This is a genomic window from Bradyrhizobium arachidis (genome assembly GCF_015291705.1).
GTDB classification, from domain to species: domain Bacteria; phylum Pseudomonadota; class Alphaproteobacteria; order Rhizobiales; family Xanthobacteraceae; genus Bradyrhizobium; species Bradyrhizobium arachidis.
The window spans coordinates 8,184,876-8,203,652 of the sequence record NZ_CP030050.1 but is presented as its reverse complement, the minus strand read 5'-3'; the positions used below and the strand labels follow the sequence as shown (position 1 = coordinate 8,203,652).

The following is an 18,777-nucleotide window of genomic DNA, read 5'->3' as shown; positions in this document are numbered from 1 at the left end:
AATCGCACGCGGCCCGATGCTGAAGCTGGATCACAAAGCCAAACTCCTCGTCCTGGTCGCGGCGTCCGCGCTTGCGGGCGGCTCGCCTGTGCTGGCGCTGGACGAGGCCAAGCCGTCGAAGCCGCTCAACCTGCTCTCGTTCGCGCGCGGCCGGGCGCCGGGAGCGCAGAAGCCGTCTGCATCGGCACCGATACCGGCCGACAATGCGTCGATCCGCGCGACGGCGTGGGCGGCCGAAGATCAAGGACCCGCGACCACCGGCGCGGTGCCCGCGCCCGAGACGCCTGCGCCGGCCCGGGCGCCCGCAGCCGCACCTGCATCTGCGCCCGTGCGCACGGTCAAGCCCGGCAGCGTCACGGCCCCGCCGAAGCCTGCGCCGGCCCAGGCTGCTGTGCCCGCGGATAACGAGGTCGCCCTGTTCTGTAGCAACGTTGCCGATCCCGCCGTCGATGCGCGGCTGGCCTGGCAGCTCAAGGAGCTGGAGAAGGCCGAGGCCCAGCTCCGCGAGCGGATCGCCGAGGTCGAGGCCAAGCGCGCCGAATACGAGAAGTGGATGGCGCTGCGCGACGACTTCCTGAAAAAGGCCGAAGCGCAGGTCGTCGAGATCTACTCGCGCATGAAGCCGGACGCGGCCGCCACCCAGATCGCCGGCATGGCGGACGAGACCGCCGCCGCCGTGCTCGCCAAGCTCAACCCGAGGACCTCGAGCGCAATCTTCAACGAGATGGATACGGCGCGCGCGGCGCACCTTGCCGACGTGCTCGGCGGAATGCGCCGCGTGGATGACGGAAAGACCAAATAGATGAAGAAGCCGATCCTCATCCTGTCGCTCCTGCTGTCGTCGGTGCTCCTCGCGGGGTGCTTCAATGATCCGGCGGAGGTCCTGACCGGTCCGCGATTGTCGCCGGTCGGCAGCGGCCTCAGGACGCAGGCCGAACCGATCCCGGTGACGCCCCGCGTTCGTACGCCCGTCAGCTATCGCTCGACCTGGGACGACGGCACAGATCTCTACCGCGATCCCCGTGCCCGCCGCACCGGCGACGTCGTGACGGTGATCATCTCGATGCAGGACAAGGCCAAGCTCGACAACAAGACCGACCGCTCGCGCGATTCGCAGATCAAGTTCGGGCTGGACTGGCTGATGGACGTCGCCGGGTGGAACGACAAGGGCACGGCCAACGCCAACCTCTCGACCAACACCCAGATCAAGGGCAACGGCCAGATCGATCGCACCGAGGACATCAAGCTGTCGATCGCCGCCGTCGTCACCGACGTGTTGCCGAACGGCAATATGATGATCAGTGGCTCGCAGGAATTCCGCGTCAACACCGAGATGCGCGTGCTCAACGTCGGCGGTATCGTGCGTCCGCGCGACATATCGCGCACCAACACGATCTCCTACGAGAAGATCGCAGAGGCGCGCGTGTCCTACGGCGGCCGCGGAAATCTGTCTGACGTGCAGCAACCCGGATGGGGACATCGGATCTATGACGCCGTGGCACCGTTCTGAGAATAGCGCCGGCCGGGCCGCGTCGCGAGGGCAGGGGACGTGATGCGCCTGATCGCGGCCATTGTGGTGCTGACCCTGATCGCGATCGGCGCGGGCGCGCTCGCCGGCCTGCATCTGTTTGCGGCCGCGGAGCGCGTCGCCGACGCGAAGAAGGCCGCCGCGCCGCCGCCTCTTGCCACGAGCTACGCCGGAAGCGCGCGGCTCAGGAAGCTGTCGCCGATCGTGACCAATCTCGGCGCGCCATCCAACAACTGGGCGCGTATCGAAGCCTCGATGGTGACCGATAGCATGAACGACGAGGATGCCGGCATCCTGGCAGCCCATATCAGCGAGGACATCGTGACCTATCTGCGGTCGGCGTCGGTCGGCCAGTTCGAGGGATCTCGCGGGCTCCAGCATTTGCGCGACGACCTGACCGAGCGCGCCAACATCCGCTCGTCGGGCAAGGTTCGCGAATTGATCATTGAGACGTTGGTGATTCAGTGAAATTGAGAGTCCTGCTGCTCGCGCTGATTCTGGTCGTCCTGCCCGAGGTGGCGTTCGCCCAGATTCCGGACCTCAACTCGCTGCTGCCGCCCGGCAACGGCTCGACCAGCGGCCGGATCATCCAGCTGATGGCGCTGATCACGGTGCTGTCGGTGGCGCCGGGACTGCTGATCATGGTGACGAGCTTCACGCGGTTTGCGGTGGCGCTGTCGTTCCTGCGCTCCGGTCTCGGCCTCCAGACCACGCCGGCCAATCTGGTGCTGATCAGCCTCGCGCTGTTCATGACGTTCTACGTGATGGCGCCGACATTCGACCGCGCCTGGGAAACCGGCGTCCAGCCGCTCATGAAGAACGAGATCTCGGAGGAAGAGGCCTATCTGAAGATCACCGATCCGTTCCGCGAGTTCATGCTGGCGCATGTTCGCGACAAGGATCTCCAGACCTTCGAGGCGCTCGCCGCCGAGAGTTTTCGCAAGAAGTTCGACGACAAGCGCATCGATCTGCGCGTCATCATCCCGGCCTTCATGATCTCCGAGCTCAGGCGCTCGTTCGAGATCGGATTCCTGATCATGCTGCCGTTCCTGGTCATCGACATGATCGTGGCGACGCTGACGATGTCGATGGGCATGATGATGATGCCGCCGACGATCCTCGCGCTGCCGTTCAAGATGCTGTTCTTCGTGCTGATCGACGGCTGGAACCTGCTCGCCTCAGGCCTCGTGCGGTCGTTCTCGTAAGGCGGCGACCTTCGGCCGGCCGGTTATGGTTAGCGAGAAGTACCGCATCATGGTTAGCATTGGGTAATGTTAACCATATGATTTTGCTTAGAAATTCAAGCCGATCTTAAGGCGCGCGCAAGATTCGGCGTGCTAGCAATGCGGCACGGCGGGTTGGACCCCACCCACATCAGTCCAAAGGCATGATGCCGCCCCTCCGTACCGGTGAAAGCCCGGTATGTCCCCTCGTGAAAATGTAACGCGTACATAAAGGGACATTCGCAATGTCAAGCCTGCTTACGAACTCGACCGCCATGACCGCACTCCAGACCCTGCGGTCTGTGAGTTCGCAGCTCTCCTCCACGCAAACCCGCATCTCCACCGGCCAGCGCGTCTCGACTGCTTCGGACAACGCCGCCTACTGGTCGATCGCGACCTCGATGCGCGCCGACAACGCCGCGCTCTCCGCGGTCTCCGACTCGCTCGGTCTGTCGGCCGCGACCGTCGACACCGAATACACCGCCCTGAACACGGTTATCGGCGACAAGGACTCCGGCTTGGTCAAGCTCCAGTCGCTGCTGGTCGAAGCCAAGACCGCCGGTATCGACCGCTCCAAGATCCAGGCTGACATCACCCAGATCCAGCAGCAGATGAAGAGCACCGCGGATGCGGCGACCTTCAACGGCGTGAACTGGCTGAGCACGACTGCCTCGACGCCGGCGACGGTCGACCTCGTGTCGTCCTACTCCCGCGTCCAGAGCACGCCGACCACGGGTGCGATTACCCTGACGGTCTCCAGCTACTCGCTCTTCACGGCGAGCACGAGCGGTATTCTGGACACGCAGACGACCAGCGGTGTGTCGGTCGCCAACATGACCATCACCTCGCTGACCGACGCGGCCTCCGACCAGACCACGCTCGACGGCTACATCGCGCAGGTCACCGCTGCGATCAACTCGGCAGCTTCGGCCGCCGCCGATCTCGGCGCCGTCAAGAACCGTATCTCGACCAACACGGAGTTCGTCAAGACCCTGATGGACTCGGTTGATCGCGGTATCGGCCAGCTTGTCGACGCCGACATGAACCAGGAGTCCACCCGCCTGGCGGCCCTCCAGGTCCAGCAGCAGCTCGGCGTGCAGGCGCTCTCGATCGCCAACAACAGCAGCCAGAGCATCCTGTCGCTGTTCCGCTAAGTCGAAAGACAATCCGGGGAGGGCCGCGCTTCTCGCAAAGCGCGGCCCTTTCGTTTTGGCGTGACGCTACGCGCATGCCTTCAATTCGGCTGCTCTGTTGCAACCGGGACACAGAGCCACAAGCCTCGCACAAGCTTCGCACGTTACGGTCGCCGTACGACAGGTTGGGCCTAACCGCTTTCAGCAGCCCAAAGGCATGACGCCGCCCTGTCGTACCGGTGCAAGTCCGGTATGTCCCCACTCAATCAATCTCAAAGGGACATCAAAATGGGTTCTAGCCTCCTCACTAACTCCGCAGCAATGACGGCGCTGCAGACCCTCCGCAACGTCAGCTCCAACCTGCAGACCACCGAAAACCGGATCTCGACCGGCCAGCGCGTCTCGACCGCTTCGGACAACGCCGCCTACTGGTCGATCGCAACCTCGATGCGCGCCGACAACGCCGCGCTCTCCGCGGTCTCCGACTCGCTCGGTCTGTCGGCCGCGACCGTCGACACCGAATATACCGCTCTGACCGCCGTCGTCGGCGACAAGACCGGTGGCTTGACCAAGCTGCAGTCGCTGCTGGTCGAAGCCAAGACCGCCGGTATCGACCGCTCCAAGATCCAGGCCGACATCACCCAGATCCAGCAGCAGATGAAGAACACCGCCGATGCGGCGACCTTCAACGGCGTGAACTGGCTGAGCGCGACCGCCTCGACGCCGGCGACCTTCGACCTGGTGTCGTCGTTCTCCCGCGTCCAGAGCACGCCCACGATCGGCTCCATCACCCTGACGATCTCCAGCTACTCGCTCTACACGTCGGGCACGAGCGGCATTCTGGACACGCAGACGACCGCCGGTGTGTCGGTCGCCAACCTGACCATCACCTCGCTGACCGACGCGGCCACCGACCAGGCCACGCTCGACGGCTACATCGCGCAGGTCACCGCCGCGATCAACTCGGTGGCTTCGGCCGCTGCCGACCTCGGCGCCGTCAAGAACCGCATCTCGACCAACACGGAATTCGTCAAGACCCTGATGGACTCGGTGGATCGCGGTATCGGCCAGCTCGTCGACGCCGACATGAACGCGGAATCGACCCGCCTCCAGGCGCTGCAGACCCAGCAGCAGCTCGGCGTTCAGGCGCTCTCGATCGCCAACCAGAACAGCCAGAGCATCCTCTCGCTGTTCCGCTAAGCCTGAAAGCTATCTAAGGGAGCCGCGCTTCTCGCGAAGCGCGGCTCTTTTCGTTTTGGCGTGACGTCCCGCGCCCGCCGTAAATTCGGCTGCACTATTGTGGTCCGGTTACGGAGCCACAAGCTTCGCGCAAACTTCGCGTGCTATCGCCGCCGTTACGACCGGTTGAGCGCGCTTTTCGCAGCCCAAAGGCATGATGCCGCCCTGTCGTACCGGTGCAAGTCCGGTATGTCCCAACAAATTTCAATCTGTTTCAAGGGGACGTCAAAATGAGTTCTAGTCTGCTCACCAACTCCGCAGCAATGACGGCGCTGCAGACCCTCCGCAACGTCAGCTCCAACCTGCAGACCACCGAAAACCGGATCTCGACCGGCCAGCGCGTCTCGACCGCTTCGGACAACGCCGCCTACTGGTCGATCGCAACCTCGATGCGCGCCGACAACGCCGCGCTCTCCGCGGTCTCCGACTCGCTCGGTCTGTCGGCCGCGACCGTCGACACCGAATATACCGCTCTGACCGCCGTCGTCGGCGACAAGACCGGTGGCTTGACCAAGCTGCAGTCGCTGCTGGTCGAAGCCAAGACCGCCGGTATCGACCGCTCCAAGATCCAGGCCGACATCACCCAGATCCAGCAGCAGATGAAGAACACCGCCGATGCGGCGACCTTCAACGGCGTGAACTGGCTGAGCGCGACCGCCTCGACGCCGGCGACCTTCGACCTGGTGTCGTCGTTCTCCCGCGTCCAGAGCACGCCCACGATCGGCTCCATCACCCTGACGATCTCGAACTACTCGCTCTACACGTCGACCACGAGCGGCATTTTGGACACGCAGACGACCGCCGGTGTGTCGATCGCCAACATCACCATCACCTCGCTGACCGACGCGACCACCGACCAGGCTACGCTCGACGGCTATATCGCGCAGGTCACCGCTGCGATCAACTCGGTGGCTTCGGCCGCCGCCGACCTCGGCGCCGTCAAGAACCGCATCGCGACCAACACGGAGTTCGTCAAGACCCTGATGGACTCGGTGGATCGCGGTATCGGCCAGCTCGTCGACGCCGACATGAACGCGGAATCGACCCGCCTCCAGGCGCTGCAGACCCAGCAGCAGCTCGGCGTTCAGGCGCTCTCGATCGCCAACCAGAACAGCCAGAGCATCCTGTCGCTGTTCAAGTAAGCTTCGGCTTCAAGACGACCGTGCTCCCCATGGGAGCACGGTCCCCGCCATGAACGGTGGATTTGGCGGCACATGACGTGCCCGCAATGACCTCCTGACACCAGACTTCATGCAGCACCCGCAGCCGACTGCGCTGGCGTGCGTTCGCGCGCCCGATGGCTGCTGCTGGACCGTCTGTGTCGGAGAAAATTCTTGCAAATTTACAACGCCTCGCCAGCGAACTGACACATTCGTGTCCTTGCGCAACCTTCAGACAAGGTTGGCAGCGGAGTGTCCTCTACGTTCGCATTGGTACGAGGTCATATGCTGTTCAGTCGTGCGCAGATACAGCAACTGCTCAACAATCTGCTGGAGCTTGGGCCGCGACGCCTGATGGCCTTGGGACTGATCGGCTTTGCCGTTCTCGTCACCGTCGTCGGTGGCGCGTATTATCTGAGCCGCCCGGAATTCGAGACCCTCTATACCGGCCTCACCCGCGAGGACGTGACGCGCATGGGTGCTGCGCTGCGCGAGCAGAACATCGCCTTCGACGTCAATACGGCCGGTGACGCCGTCTCGGTGCGCCCGAGCCAGACCATGCAGGCGCGGATGCTGCTCGCCGAAAAGGGCCTGCCGACCAGCGCCAACTCCGGCTACGAGCTGTTCGACAAGATCGGCTCGCTCGGCCTGACCTCGTTCATGCAGGAAGTGACGAAGCTGCGCGCCCTCGAGGGCGAGATCGCGCGTACCGTCCAGCTGATGAAGGGCGTCAAGGCGGCGCGGGTGCATATCGTGCTGCCGGTGCGCGGCTCGTTCCGCGCCACGCAGCAGCCGCCCTCGGCCTCCGTCGTGCTGCGCACCGACGGTGCGATCGAGGCGCGTACCGCGCAGTCGATCCGCCATCTCGTCGCTGCTGCCATTCCCGGCATGAGCCGCGACAAGGTGACCGTGCTTGACGCCGACGGTTCGATGCTCCTCGCCGAGGAGGACGAGGCGAGCGCTGCGCCGACCAAGATGGCGAGCCTCCAGAAGACGGTCGGCGGCATGGTGCAGGAGAACATCCGCAAGGCGCTGACGCCGTATCTGGGCCTCGACAATTTCGAGGTGAGCGTCGCCCCGCAGCTCTCCACCGATAAGCGGCAGATCAACGAGACCGTCTACGATCCGGAGAGCCGCGCCGAGCGTTCGGTGCGGAACGTCCGCGAGAAGGAATCGTCGCAGAACGCGGACCGTTCGCAGCCGACCACGGTGCAGCAGAATCTTCCCGACCAGCAGGTCAATTCCGGCGGCACCAAGAATTCCAGCGAAGACAAGTCCCGCCGCGAGGACGTCACCAATTTCGAGGTGTCGTCGAAGACGACGACGACGGTGAGCGACGGCTATTCGGTCAAGAAACTCTTCATCGCCGTGCTGGTCAACCGCGCGCGGCTCGTCGCCGATCTCGGCGACAAGAGCAACCAGGCCATCATCGACAGCAAGCTCGCCGAGATCAGCCAGCTCGCGGCGACCGCCGGCGGACTGGACAAGACGCGCGGCGACCAGATCCAGGTGACGGCCGTCGACTTCATCGAAGGCTCGCGCGAGCTCGCGCCGGTGCCGCCGATCAGCTTCGTCGAGATGATCAACAAGCAGCTCGGCAGCGTCATCAACGCGGTGACGATCCTGGCCGTCGCCTCGATGCTGGTCTGGTTCGGGCTCCGTCCCGCGGTCAACGGCATCCTGACTCACCGCGCGCAGCAGGAGCAGACCGAGGCCGCCGAGGCCGCTGAGCTCGAAACCGCCGCGGCCCTCGCCTTGGCCGAGAGCCAGGACCCCGAGCTCAACCTCGTCGAGGACCTCGAAGGCAAGATGCAGCGGACACCCCAGAAGCGGCTGGAGCAGATCGTCCGGCTCGATCAGATGCAGGCGGCAGCAATCCTTAAAGACTGGATGCGACGCGAGGAGGCGGCATGAACGCGGCAATCGGAAAACTCCTGACGCAGTTCGACGCGAACGGCCGGGCCAAGTCGCCGCCGCCTCCGCCGCCCAAGATCCAGGACGTGCTGACGAGGCAGAAGGAGGCGCGGCGCGAGCCGCAGCCGCAGGCCCAGCCGCAGCGCCAACCTCAATCGCAGCCGCAGCTTCAGTCGCCGCCTCCGGCGCCCGAGCCGGAAGCTCCGCCGGTCAATCTTCTCGACGATGCCTATCGTCGCGGCCATGCCGCCGGCGTTGCGGAAGGCGATGCCAAGGTCGCCGAAGAGCGGGTGCGCAGCGCGATCCGGCTTGGCGAAGAGCGCGCCAAATGGTCCGACCAGCAGGCGGCCGCGATCGTCAGCGGTTTCGAGGCGGCATGCCGCGAGATCGAGACCAACATTGCGAGCTCCGTCGCGCGCATATTGCTGCCGTTCCTCGCCGATGCGGTCCGCGACAAGGCGATCGGGTCTCTGGTCGAGCAGGTCGCGGCTCTGACCGGCAACTCGCCGGTGCCGGTGTTCAAGGTGACGGGTCCGAGCGAGCTGCTTGACCTCGTGAGGACGCAGCTCGACGCCTCCAGGCGAGCAAGCATCGAGTATGAGGCCGCCGAGACCTTGGAGGTCCGCGTCGTCGCCGACCAGACCGTGATCGAGACGCAGATCTCGGCGTGGAGCGAGCGCCTGAAAGACGCACGCCGGTAGTCGCCATGGAAGAGGTCAAGCATGAGATCGTGATCGTCCGCCGGCGTAGCGCCTTCGCCGAGGAGGCGCATCACGGTGGCGTGTGGAAGATCGCCTATGCGGATTTCATGACCGCGATGATGGCGTTCTTCCTGGTCATGTGGCTGCTCAACGCCCTCAACCAGGACCAGAAGCAGGTGGTCGCGAGCTATTTCAATCCGATCAAGCTCGCGGAGAACGCGCCTGCCCCGAAGGGCCTCAAGGATCTCACCAAGAAGGAGCCGACGCAGTTCGAGGGCCAGGATGGCAAGCGTCAGCCAGCCGGACCGAACGAAGAGCGCCGCGGCGACTCGCCGACGGCCGAGAAGCCGGCTTCCTTCGAAGAGAAGGTCCTGTTCCGCGATCCCTATGCGACGCTTGCCGAGATCGCGAACAGCTCGAACCAGGCTTCGGGCCAGCGACGTGCAGGTGCGCTGACCTCGGCCGAAGAGGAAGGCCTCAAGGGCGGCGACGCCTATCGCGATCCGTTCGATCCCGGCTATTGGAAGATGGCGCCGCAAATGTCGAAGGATGCGGATCGCTTCGTCGACAGCGAGCCAAAGCCGAATGCGTCCGCGCGCGACATCGCGTCCGGAACGAGCCAGGGTGAGCCGCAGGCGCGCCGTGCCAAGACGGACGATGCCGGCGGAAGCATCGCTCCGAATGCTGATGCTTCGTCGGCAAGCCTGTCGCCGCTGCTGCCGCCAGGGCCCGCGCCGTCGCAGGCTCAGCGCGACGGCGGCGCCCAGGCGAATGCGCAGCCAAGTGCGCAGGCTGGCGCTCAAGCCAATGCCGCCGCGCAGCCGCGCCCCAACGATCAAGCGAAGACTTCCGAACCGCGCGATGCAGCGCAGACCCAGCAGCCGACCGTCAAGCAGCTTCAATCCGCGATCGCGGATGCGCTGTCGGATATCAAGGCCGGCGCCGGACCGGTCGCCGAGGTGCGTCAGGTCGAGGAAGGCCTGCTGATCAGCCTGACCGACGATGCCAGCTTCGGCATGTTCGCGGTCGGCTCGGCCGAGCCGCGGCCCGAGCTGATCCGCGTGATCGACAAGATCGGGCCGCTGCTGACGAAGCGCCAGGGCGTGATCATCGTGCGCGGCCACACCGATAATCGGCCGTACAAGTCGGAGAACTACGACAACTGGCGGCTGTCGACGGCGCGGGCGCAGATGGCCTATTACATGCTGGTTCGCTCCGGCGTCGATGCGCAGCGGATCGAGCACGTCGAAGGCTATGCCGATCGGCGGCCGAAGCTTCCGAACGACCCGGCCGCGGCGCAGAACCGCCGGATTGAGATCCTGATCCGGGAGAAGCGCCCTTGATCAGGCTGCTCCTCTGCGCGGTGCTGCTGATGGTGGTGCCGCTGACGGCTTCACGCGTCTTGGCCGAGACCGCACCGGCGCCAACCCCGGCGCCGGCGCCGGCTCCTGCGCCGGCATCGACGTCGAGCGAGCCTTATGAGCTCGTGCGCGGATTGCAGGCGGTGCAGGACGGCATCGCCAATGGCGACACCGCGGCGCATGGCAGCCACATCGCGCTGATCCGGCAGATCGGCGAGAAGTATCTCGCCGCCGATCCGAACGTGTGGAGCAATCCGCAGAACGGCCAGGCCGTTGTCATCTACATGCTCAGCGGCGGCGCGCCTCAACTGGTCCGCAAGCTGCCGCGCGACAAGATCAATGTCGAGGGGCGGCTGTTCGACGGCGCGCTCGCCTATGTCGAGGGCCGCCAGGACGAAGCGCGCGAGCTGCTCAAAGAGGTCAAGCCGCGGACGCTTCCGTCGGGCCTGGGCGGACAGGTCGCGCTGGTTCAGGGTGCGCTGTTCGCGCGCTCTGAAGCATCGCTCGCGATCGAGCGCCTCGACGACGCGCGGCTGCTTCTGCCCGGCACGCTGGTGGAGGAAGCCGCACTGCGCCGCGAGATCCTGTTGGTCGGACAGGCCGAGGATTTCGATAAGTTCGAGTTCCTGACGCTGGCCTATATCCGCCATTATCGCAACTCGATCTATGCCGGCGACTTCTGGCAGCGCTTCTCCTCGGGTCTGACGCAATCGAGCCTCGCGCTCGACGAGCGCCGCTTCTCGCGGATCGGCAGCCTGCTGGAGCAGATCGACCGCGCGAGCCGCCTCAAGCTCTATCTCATGATCGCACGCGCCGCGATGGTGCGCGGGCGGATGGAAGTGACCCGGCTTGCCGGCGAGCGCGCGCTGACGCTCAGCGCCGATGCTTCGGCGGAGCGCGAGCGAGCGCATCTCTTCCGCGGCGCCTCGCGTGCGCTCACCGACGAATATGACGGCGGTCTTGCCGAGCTGAAGGCACTTGACCGCTCCAAGCTGCCCGAGCGCGACGTTCCGCTTCTGAATGCGACGATGCAGCTCGCGCTCGACGTCCGCAAGCCGTTCGCGGGCGGGCCCGCTGCTGCCGCCGACAAGCCGCCGGTAACGCCGGCGCGTCTCGATCTCGCGTCGTCGACCGCGGCCCTCGCACGCGCGCAGAAGCAACTCAGCGAACTCGAACTTCTCACCAGGGATCGTCGTCCATGACGAAGCTCAGCGGAACATCAGGACAGGTCTTCTCCGGCCTCGCCGAGAGCCTCAACATGCGTGGGACGTCGCGCTCGGCGAAGGGCACTGGTACGAAATCGCAGGCGGATTCGTCGTTCAACGATCTGCTCCACACCGTCTCGAACCTCGCCAAGCGGGCGCTGAACGATGAGGGCAGCGACACCGGCGTGAAGACCGCCACGCTGCGCACGCGCCTGGCGCACTCGGCCGGGAAGGACGAGACCAAGGACGGGCACGAACGCACCGAGGCGGCCGACGAGTCCAAATCAGCGGAGAAGTCTTCCGACGAGAAGACCGGCTTATCATCGGAGAAGCAAAATCCGATCGATCTTGCCTCGAAAGCGGATGCCCAGAGCCGATCGAGCACTCCGGTGATCGTTGGCCAGGAGCTCGCCGCCGCGATTCCGCAGATGCAATTGCCGGCGGGCGACAGGAAGGACGCGCCCGCGCGAGATGAGCGATCCTCCTCGACGAAGCGTGAGGTTCCGGCAGCTTCCAAGGCGGCTGCGCTCGATTCCGCGGCGACCGCTGCAGCTCCAGCCAGTCCGCGCGCGCAAGGTCCGGGTTCGCAAGCAGTGGCAGCTCAGCAGGCCACGCCGCAGCAAGGCGGCGACGCCGCGAAGGCAATGCCTGCGACGTCAGGCTTCGAAGCCGTCACGGCCAATGTCGAACGCGCGGTCAAGGCCTCGGCGCGGGACACCTTGCCCGAAACGACCAAGGTCACCGTGGTCCAGCAGGAGACCCATCTGCCGCCGGCGCAATTCAATGCGCCGCAACAGGTCGCCAACGCGGTCGTCACAGAGTTGAAGGAAACCGCAGCGCCGGCGGCGTCCGCGGCTCCCGATCTCGCAACGTCGCAGGCCAACGCGCCAGAGCCGCTCAAGATTTTGACCATCAATCTCGAGCCGCCGCAGCTCGGCAACGTCACCGTGCGCCTTCGTCTCGTCGGCACCGAGGTGTCCGTCCATCTCGCGGCCGAACGCAAGGATACCAGCCAGATGCTGGACCAGCAGCGCGACCAGATCCGCGATCTGATGCAGTCGGCAGGTTACGTTGCCGACGTGGCGCCGGTGCAGCATGGCTCGCTGGACGGATTCCAGAGCGGCTCCGGCCAGTCGCAACCGCAACTGCCCGGCCAGCAACAGCCGTCGCCCCAGTCGCAGGGCACGTTCGACGGCACCGGCACGTCGTCGGGGCAATCCGATGGCGATGCGAGGCAGGCCCGCCAGGAGCGCCAGTCCAACCAGGAGACGCGTCATGATCAGGACGTGGGCCAGCAGACTCGTCGCGGCCCTGTTTATCTGTAGCGCCGGCACTGCGGCAGCGGCGACCGACAATGCGCGCCCCTGCGAGCGCGAGATGGCGCGTGCGTCCCAGCAGCACGGCATTCCGCTCGGCATTCTCTATGCGGTCGGCCTGACCGAAACCGGGCGGCGCGGCGCGCTCTATCCTTACGCGCTCGGAGCGGAAGGGCAGACCGTGTTCGCCAAGGACATGGATGATGCGATCGCGAATTTCGAAGCGATGCGCGCCAAGGGCATCAAGCTGATCGATCTCGGCTGCATGCAGATCAACCACTACTATCACGGCGACAAGTTCACGTCCGTGCGCGCGATGTTCGATCCCGCCAGGAACGTGGAATATGCGGCGCGCTTCCTGAAGGAGCTGAAGCAGCGCGAGGGCAGCTGGACCATGGCGGTCGCCCGCTACAACGCCGGCCCCAACAATCAGCCGGCGCAGAAGCGCTATGTCTGCCACATCGTCGCGCATCTCGTCTCGAGCGGCTTCGGCGCGTGGACCGACAAGGCGCGCTCGTTCTGTCAACCCAAGACGACATGACCAGGACAACCCTAAAGTTGTGCATGGTTCCCAATCATCAGCCCCGCGCAAGCAAGAACCCGCATTGTAGCGGCAACCTACCGAAGGAGCCAAATCCATGAGCCTGTATGGTGTTATGCGCACCGGCGTTTCCGGAATGGGCGCGCAGTCCAACAAGCTGTCGACGGTCTCGGACAACATCGCGAACGTCAACACGACCGGCTACAAGCGGGCCTCGACCGAGTTCTCCTCGCTGATCCTCAAGAGCGGCTCCGGCAACTACGACTCCGGCGCCGTCGAGACCACGGTGCGCTACGCCATCAGCGATGCCGGACATACGCAGTTCACCACGTCGACCACGGACCTCGCCGTCCAGGGCAACGGCTTCTTCGTGGTGTCGAATGCCAACAACACGCAACAATATCTGACGCGCGCCGGCTCGTTCGTGCCGGACAGCCAGGGCAATCTGGTCAATGCGGCCGGCTACTACCTTCTGGGCCAGCCCGGTAACGTGACCAATTTCTCGCAGAACAGCCTGTCCGGCATGCAGATCGTCAACATCGCCCAGGTTTCGCAGGTGCCCGTGCCGTCGACGGCGGGGACGCTCACGACCGGCAATCTGGATCCGAAAGCGGCCGTGATCGCTGGCCCGCCCGGCCCGGCCTCATACTCGTCGAAGAGCTCGATCGTGGCCTACAACAATATCGGCCAGGCCGTTACGCTTGACGTCTACATGTCCCACACCGCAACGGCCGCCGGTTCGGACACCTGGCAGATTCAGGCTTACGACTCCGCGACGGGTGCGTCGGTCGGCGCCGCCACCACTTTCACCTTCGATACGACCGCAACCGGCAAAGGCACGCTGGCCGCGGCGAGCCCGACGACTCTCGCCTTCACCGTCCCCGGCGGTGCGGCGATGACCATGGACCTGTCGAACATGACGCAGGTCGGAACCGACTTCAGCTTCAAGGCGACCGTCAATGGCAGCGTTCCCTCGGCCATCGACAAGGTCGATGTCGACGATACAGGCCACGTGACGGCGGTCCTCAAGAACGGACAGACGCTGACGCTCTTCACCATCATGCTTGCCGACGTCGCGAGCCCCGACAATCTGACACCGGAGCCGGGCAACGTCTATTCGACCAACATGAACTCCGGCAACGCGCAGGCCGGGAATGCCGGCACCGGCGGCCTCGGCACGATCCAGTCCGGCGCCCTGGAAGACTCGAACGTCGACCTTGCGGACGAGCTGACCGGGATGATCGAGGCGCAGCGCGGCTTCACCGCGAACTCGAAATCGTTCCAGACCGGCGCTGACCTGCTCGACGTCGTCGTCAACCTGAAGCGCTGAATTCTTCAGCGCGCATTCCAGGCAAGAGCAAATCATGTCCCTTACCGCCGCTCTCGACTCCGCCCGCGCTTCGCTCATGGCGTCGGGCATCCAGTCCTCGACGATCTCGCGCAACATCGCCGGTGCCAGCGCCGCCGGCTATTCGCGCAAGATCGCCGTGCTGGACAATCTGCCCGGGGCTGGCGTCTATGTTGCGGCGATCCAGCGCGCCGCGAGCTCGGGTCTCTACGACAACGTCTTGGTCGCAACTTCGTCGTCGGCCAAGCAGACCGCGATCTATGACGGTCTGCAGAAGATCGCATCTGCCACTGTGGACGATCCGGAGCTCGACCAGTCGCCGACGGCGCAGCTCAATGCGCTGAAGAAGGCGCTTCAGCAATATGCCAACGCTCCGGATAACACCACGCTGGCGCAGGCGGCGGTGACATCCGCCAAGGACATGGCGACCGCGCTCAACCAGGCGACGCAGACCGTGCAGTCGGTCCGTGCGGGCGCGGATGCCGACATGAATACGTCGGTCCAGAACATCAATCAGCTGCTCTCCCAGTTCGGGACCGTGAATACCGCGATCGTGAAGGGCACGATCTCCGGCGACGACATTACCGACTATCTCGACCAGCGCGACAGCATCGTCTCGCAGCTGTCGCAGGAGCTCGGAGTCACGATGTCGCTCCGACCCAACGGCGACGCGGCGCTCTACACCGACAGCGGTGTCGTGCTGTTCGACAAGACGGCCCGAACGGTCAGCTTCACGGCGACCAACATCTATACGCCTGGCACCACGGGCAACGCGGTGGTCATCGACGGCGTGCCGGTAACCGGTGCCAATTCGGTGATGCCGCTGAAGTCGGGCAAGCTCGCGGGCCTCGCTCAGCTGCGTGACCAAGACACCGTCACCTATCAGAGCCAGCTCGACGAAATCGCGCGCGGCCTGATCAATACCTTCAGGGAGAGCGATCAGACCGCCGCGGCGCTGCCCGACGTCCCCGGTCTCTTCACCTATCCCGGCGCGCCGGCGATGCCCGCGAGCGCCACCGTCTCGGTCGGCCTTGCCGGCCTGATCAGCGTCGCGGCGTCAGTCGACCCGGCCCAGGGCGGCAACCCAAATCTGCTGCGCGACGGCGCGATCAGCGGCAACGTCGCATACCAATACAACACCGCCGGCAATGGCGGCTACTCGGTCCGGCTGCAGCAGCTCATCGCCGGCATGGATGCTTCGCAGCCGTTCGATGCAACCACGCAGGGCAAGCCGAGCGGCAGCCTGATCGACTTCGCGTCGTCGTCGACCAGCTGGATCGAAAACCAGCGCAAGACCGCGGACTCCAACGTCAGCTACCAGAAGACGCTGCTAGACCGCAGCACCGCGGCGCTGTCGAACGTCAGCGGCGTCAACATGGACGACGAGATGTCCTTGATGCTCCAGGTCGAGCGCACCTATTCGGCCTCGTCGAAGATCATCTCGACCGTCGATGAAATGCTGCAGAGCCTGCTGGCTGCCGTGGGGAATTAAGCCATGATGAGCGCGAACTACATCTCGACCTTGATGCTGTCTTCGTCGTTGAGGTCGTCGATCACGAACAACCAGTCCCTGCTGAGCAAGGCGTCGACCGAGGCGACCACCGGCCGCTTTTACGATGTCGGCCTCGAGCTCGGGGCCACCACGGGAGGCGACCTCACCCTGCGGGCCGACCTCAGCTTCGCCGATCAGCTCGTCGACACCAACGGGCTCGTCGCCGGACGCCTCGACGTGACGCAGAACCGGATCACCCAGCTCAACACGACCGCAACGTCCTTCCTCAAGGATCTGATCGCGGCCCGCAGCACCGACGGCGGCGGACGGATCATCCTGCCGCCTGCGTCCTCCAACCTCCAGGATCTGATCGGCGCGCTGAACGTCTCTTATAACGGCTCGTACCTGTTCTCGGGCATCAACACGCAGAACCAACCGATCACGGCTTACGCCGCCGGCTCGGCCAGCAAGAACCAGGTCGACACCGATTTCGCTACGTTCTTCGGCTTCTCGCAATCCTCGCCCAACGTGAAGAACATCACGCCGGCCCAGATGCAGACCTTCCTCAACACCACCTTCGACGCCGAATTCGCGAGCCCGGCCTGGAACACCAACTGGTCGTCGGCCACCGACCAGGTCATGCAAAGCCGTATCTCCACGACCGAGATCGCCGATACGTCCGTCAGCGCCAATCAACCCTCCTTCCGCATGCTCGCCGAGGCCTACACCATGATGGCCGATCTCGGGAACGCGAACCTGGACCAGTCGACGTTCCAGGTCGTCGTGGACAAGGCGATCGGCCTCGTCGGGAACGCCATCACCGGCCTCGCTACGCTCGGCGGCGATGTCGGCACGGTCCAGCAGCGGCTCACCTCCGCAACCGACAAGCTCAAGACGCAGCAGGACATTCTGAACAATCAGATCGTCGGTATGGAGAAGGTCGATCCGGCCGAAGCCTCGGTGCGCGTCAACACCTTGCAGACCCAGATCCAGACGGCGCTTGCACTGACGTCGCAGCTCCAGAAGATCAGCCTCATCAACTATCTCTGAGCCTAGGCTCGTCACCTTTGTCTTGTTCTTCGTTTCCTGCGCAGTGTGGTCCTGATGACGTTTGAAGCCTATGAAGCGGTCGTCGATGATAGCGGCTATGAGGCGAGGGGCCGCGAGCGCCAGGCGCTCAGCCTCGGCATCGACCGACTCGAGCGCCTCCAGAAGGGACGCGCCAGTTTCGAGGATCAGGTCCAGAGCCTGCTTTACGTGCGGCGGCTGTGGACGATCTTCATCGAGGATCTCGCGCATCCGGAAAACGGGCTTCCCGAGAAGCTGCGGGCCGACATCATCTCGATCGGCCTGTGGGTCGTCAAGGAGGCCGACCGCCTTCGCGAAGAAAAGTCGAACGACGTGATGCAGCTCATCGAAATCAACCGCATGATCCGAGACGCGCTTTAATGAAGATCTCCTTGCGGGCGGGCGAACGGATCTACATCAACGGCGCGGTTCTGCGTGTGGACCGCAAGGTCTCGGTCGAGCTCGTCAACGACGTGATGTTCCTGCTCGAAGGGCAGGTCATGCAGGCCTCCGACGCCACCACGGCGATGCGGCAGCTCTATTTCATCGTTCAGCTCATGCTGATGAACCCGACCGACGTCCGGGACGCTTCGGCGCTCTATGTGCAGCACCACGCGGCCCTGGTCGCGGTGTGCGAAAGCCGCGAGATGCTGGAGGGGCTTGCCGCGGTCGACGAGCTGGTCGAGACGACCCGTTATTTCGAGGCGCTCAAGCGAATTCGGGCGCTGTTCCCGGTGGAGCAAGCCATCCTGGCCGGCGCCGCCGCCCCATTCGAGGCTGCCTGACAGCGGAGAGGCAAATGAACGTCACCAGCGCGACCGACAGCACCAGCAAGTCCAACTCGACCAGCTCGACCTCGAACACGTCGAGCACCGGCGTCGACTACAACACGTTTCTTCAGCTTCTCGTCGCCGAGATGAAGAACCAGGACCCGACCAATCCGATGGACACGTCGCAATATATGAGCCAGTTCGCCCAGCTCTCGACGGTCGAGCAGGCCATGCAGACCAATAACAAGCTGGACTCGCTGCTGTCCTCGCAGTCGCTGTCGCAGGCGGACGCGTTGATCGGAAAGAAGGTCAGCTTCACCGACTCGACCGGTGCGACCTTCAGCGGCAAGGTCGCATCGATCTCCATCAACACCGACGGTTCCATCGCAACCCTCGAGGACGGCACCAAAGTCGCCGTCGGGCCGGGGCTCACGATCAGCCAGTCATGAACGAGCGCGACGCCCTCGACATCGTCCAGGCGGCGATCTGGACCATCATCGTCGCCTCCGGCCCCGCAGTCGGGGCCGCTATGCTGGTCGGCACCGTCATCGGGTTGCTGCAGGCCCTGACCCAGATCCAGGAGGCAACGCTGACCTTCGTTCCGAAGATCATCGTCCTTCTCGTGGTCGTCGCCGTCTCCGGTTCCTTCATCGGCGCCCATCTCTCCACCTTCACCGAGATGGTCTATTCGCATATCGAACGCGGCTTCTGAGCCGCGCGGCCGGCGGCCACCACCCTCGCGTAAGCTTTGCGCGGCAAATTACCGGGCGGACCCTCT

Annotated in this window: 20 protein-coding genes; all 20 read left to right on the top strand. The window is 64.7% G+C overall.

From position 1 onward, the window contains the following. Positions 1 to 16: 16 nt before the first annotated feature. The 20 genes from WN72_RS38645 (at position 17) to fliQ (ending at position 18,711) form a co-directional block, all read left to right on the top strand. Positions 17 to 802, top strand: coding sequence for a MotE family protein (locus WN72_RS38645; RefSeq protein WP_027565123.1), 786 nt, complete (start codon positions 17 to 19; stop codon positions 800 to 802). After that, positions 803 to 1,510, top strand: a complete 708-nt coding sequence (flgH, locus tag WN72_RS38640) for a flagellar basal body L-ring protein FlgH (protein WP_027565122.1) — start codon at positions 803 to 805, stop codon at positions 1,508 to 1,510. Positions 1,511 to 1,552: 42 nt separating this feature from the next. After that, a complete protein-coding gene (locus WN72_RS38635; protein ID WP_027565121.1) occupies positions 1,553 to 1,996 on the top strand; it encodes a flagellar basal body-associated FliL family protein in 444 nt (147 codons plus the stop codon). Continuing rightward, a complete protein-coding gene (gene fliP, locus WN72_RS38630; RefSeq protein ID WP_027565120.1) occupies positions 1,993 to 2,733 on the top strand; it encodes a flagellar type III secretion system pore protein FliP in 741 nt (246 codons plus the stop codon). The genes WN72_RS38635 and fliP overlap by 4 nt, the downstream gene beginning before the upstream one ends. Positions 2,734 to 2,996: 263 nt before the next feature. Then, complete coding sequence (locus WN72_RS38625) at positions 2,997 to 3,905, top strand: flagellin N-terminal helical domain-containing protein (RefSeq protein ID WP_027565119.1); 909 nt, start codon at positions 2,997 to 2,999, stop codon at positions 3,903 to 3,905. 267 nt (positions 3,906 to 4,172) lie between these two features. Next, a complete protein-coding gene (locus WN72_RS38620; protein ID WP_028146173.1) occupies positions 4,173 to 5,084 on the top strand; it encodes a flagellin N-terminal helical domain-containing protein in 912 nt (303 codons plus the stop codon). A gap of 269 nt (positions 5,085 to 5,353) precedes the next feature. Continuing rightward, complete coding sequence (locus WN72_RS38615; protein ID WP_028146174.1) at positions 5,354 to 6,265, top strand: flagellin N-terminal helical domain-containing protein; 912 nt, start codon at positions 5,354 to 5,356, stop codon at positions 6,263 to 6,265. 303 nt (positions 6,266 to 6,568) lie between these two features. Next, positions 6,569 to 8,197 carry a flagellar basal-body MS-ring/collar protein FliF gene (gene fliF / locus WN72_RS38610; RefSeq protein WP_027560921.1) on the top strand — a complete coding sequence of 543 codons (1,629 nt, stop codon included), beginning with the start codon at positions 6,569 to 6,571 and terminating at the stop codon, positions 8,195 to 8,197. Further along, positions 8,194 to 8,898: a hypothetical protein gene (locus WN72_RS38605; protein ID WP_092213038.1), complete on the top strand. Its 705-nt coding sequence runs from the start codon at positions 8,194 to 8,196 to the stop codon at positions 8,896 to 8,898. Before fliF ends, WN72_RS38605 begins: the two co-directional genes overlap by 4 nt. Before the next feature lie 5 nt (positions 8,899 to 8,903). Next, positions 8,904 to 10,241, top strand: a complete 1,338-nt coding sequence (locus tag WN72_RS38600) for a MotB family protein (protein ID WP_027560919.1) — start codon at positions 8,904 to 8,906, stop codon at positions 10,239 to 10,241. Continuing rightward, complete coding sequence (locus WN72_RS38595; protein WP_092213036.1) at positions 10,238 to 11,461, top strand: chemotaxis protein; 1,224 nt, start codon at positions 10,238 to 10,240, stop codon at positions 11,459 to 11,461. Before WN72_RS38600 ends, WN72_RS38595 begins: the two co-directional genes overlap by 4 nt. Further along, positions 11,458 to 12,789, top strand: coding sequence for a flagellar hook-length control protein FliK (gene fliK, locus WN72_RS38590; RefSeq protein ID WP_092213034.1), 1,332 nt, complete (start codon positions 11,458 to 11,460; stop codon positions 12,787 to 12,789). Before WN72_RS38595 ends, fliK begins: the two co-directional genes overlap by 4 nt. Continuing rightward, a complete protein-coding gene (locus WN72_RS38585) occupies positions 12,740 to 13,321 on the top strand; it encodes a transglycosylase SLT domain-containing protein (RefSeq protein ID WP_027560916.1) in 582 nt (193 codons plus the stop codon). Before fliK ends, WN72_RS38585 begins: the two co-directional genes overlap by 50 nt. A 97-nt stretch (positions 13,322 to 13,418) precedes the next feature. Then, the gene (locus tag WN72_RS38580; RefSeq protein ID WP_027560915.1) at positions 13,419 to 14,651 is read left to right on the top strand and encodes a flagellar hook protein FlgE; all 1,233 of its coding nucleotides are present in this window, start codon (positions 13,419 to 13,421) and stop codon (positions 14,649 to 14,651) included. A gap of 34 nt (positions 14,652 to 14,685) precedes the next feature. Beyond that, entirely contained in the window at positions 14,686 to 16,161 is a 1,476-nt protein-coding gene (gene flgK / locus WN72_RS38575; RefSeq protein ID WP_092213032.1) for a flagellar hook-associated protein FlgK, read from the top strand. A 3-nt stretch (positions 16,162 to 16,164) separates the two neighbouring features. After that, the gene (locus tag WN72_RS38570) at positions 16,165 to 17,211 is read left to right on the top strand and encodes a flagellar hook-associated family protein (protein WP_027560913.1); all 1,047 of its coding nucleotides are present in this window, start codon (positions 16,165 to 16,167) and stop codon (positions 17,209 to 17,211) included. 54 nt (positions 17,212 to 17,265) lie between these two features. Then, positions 17,266 to 17,610, top strand: a complete 345-nt coding sequence (flaF, locus tag WN72_RS38565) for a flagellar biosynthesis regulator FlaF (RefSeq protein WP_027560912.1) — start codon at positions 17,266 to 17,268, stop codon at positions 17,608 to 17,610. Then, on the top strand, positions 17,610 to 18,014 hold the full coding sequence (gene flbT, locus WN72_RS38560; RefSeq protein ID WP_027560911.1) for a flagellar biosynthesis repressor FlbT: 405 nt from the start codon (positions 17,610 to 17,612) through the stop codon (positions 18,012 to 18,014). The genes flaF and flbT overlap by 1 nt, the downstream gene beginning before the upstream one ends. 14 nt (positions 18,015 to 18,028) lie before the next feature. Beyond that, complete coding sequence (gene flgD / locus WN72_RS38555) at positions 18,029 to 18,448, top strand: flagellar hook assembly protein FlgD (RefSeq protein WP_027560910.1); 420 nt, start codon at positions 18,029 to 18,031, stop codon at positions 18,446 to 18,448. Continuing rightward, positions 18,445 to 18,711 carry a flagellar biosynthesis protein FliQ gene (gene fliQ, locus WN72_RS38550; protein ID WP_027560909.1) on the top strand — a complete coding sequence of 89 codons (267 nt, stop codon included), beginning with the start codon at positions 18,445 to 18,447 and terminating at the stop codon, positions 18,709 to 18,711. The genes flgD and fliQ overlap by 4 nt, the downstream gene beginning before the upstream one ends. Positions 18,712 to 18,777: the final 66 nt, after the last annotated feature.

What these genes read in the sequence shown, in the direction of transcription:
- WN72_RS38645 (WP_027565123.1), top strand. Translation starts at nt 17, where the DNA reads ATGCTGAAGCTGGATCACAAAGCCAAACTCCTCGTCCTGGTCGCGGCG.
- flgH (WP_027565122.1), top strand. Translation starts at nt 803, where the DNA reads ATGAAGAAGCCGATCCTCATCCTGTCGCTCCTGCTGTCGTCGGTGCTC.
- WN72_RS38635 (WP_027565121.1), top strand. Translation starts at nt 1,553, where the DNA reads ATGCGCCTGATCGCGGCCATTGTGGTGCTGACCCTGATCGCGATCGGC.
- WN72_RS38625 (WP_027565119.1), top strand. Translation starts at nt 2,997, where the DNA reads ATGTCAAGCCTGCTTACGAACTCGACCGCCATGACCGCACTCCAGACC.
- WN72_RS38620 (WP_028146173.1), top strand. Translation starts at nt 4,173, where the DNA reads ATGGGTTCTAGCCTCCTCACTAACTCCGCAGCAATGACGGCGCTGCAG.
- WN72_RS38615 (WP_028146174.1), top strand. Translation starts at nt 5,354, where the DNA reads ATGAGTTCTAGTCTGCTCACCAACTCCGCAGCAATGACGGCGCTGCAG.
- fliF (WP_027560921.1), top strand. Translation starts at nt 6,569, where the DNA reads ATGCTGTTCAGTCGTGCGCAGATACAGCAACTGCTCAACAATCTGCTG.
- WN72_RS38605 (WP_092213038.1), top strand. Translation starts at nt 8,194, where the DNA reads ATGAACGCGGCAATCGGAAAACTCCTGACGCAGTTCGACGCGAACGGC.
- WN72_RS38600 (WP_027560919.1), top strand. Translation starts at nt 8,904, where the DNA reads ATGGAAGAGGTCAAGCATGAGATCGTGATCGTCCGCCGGCGTAGCGCC.
- fliK (WP_092213034.1), top strand. Translation starts at nt 11,458, where the DNA reads ATGACGAAGCTCAGCGGAACATCAGGACAGGTCTTCTCCGGCCTCGCC.
- WN72_RS38585 (WP_027560916.1), top strand. Translation starts at nt 12,740, where the DNA reads ATGATCAGGACGTGGGCCAGCAGACTCGTCGCGGCCCTGTTTATCTGT.
- WN72_RS38580 (WP_027560915.1), top strand. Translation starts at nt 13,419, where the DNA reads ATGAGCCTGTATGGTGTTATGCGCACCGGCGTTTCCGGAATGGGCGCG.
- flgK (WP_092213032.1), top strand. Translation starts at nt 14,686, where the DNA reads ATGTCCCTTACCGCCGCTCTCGACTCCGCCCGCGCTTCGCTCATGGCG.
- WN72_RS38570 (WP_027560913.1), top strand. Translation starts at nt 16,165, where the DNA reads ATGATGAGCGCGAACTACATCTCGACCTTGATGCTGTCTTCGTCGTTG.
- flaF (WP_027560912.1), top strand. Translation starts at nt 17,266, where the DNA reads ATGACGTTTGAAGCCTATGAAGCGGTCGTCGATGATAGCGGCTATGAG.
- flbT (WP_027560911.1), top strand. Translation starts at nt 17,610, where the DNA reads ATGAAGATCTCCTTGCGGGCGGGCGAACGGATCTACATCAACGGCGCG.
- flgD (WP_027560910.1), top strand. Translation starts at nt 18,029, where the DNA reads ATGAACGTCACCAGCGCGACCGACAGCACCAGCAAGTCCAACTCGACC.
- fliQ (WP_027560909.1), top strand. Translation starts at nt 18,445, where the DNA reads ATGAACGAGCGCGACGCCCTCGACATCGTCCAGGCGGCGATCTGGACC.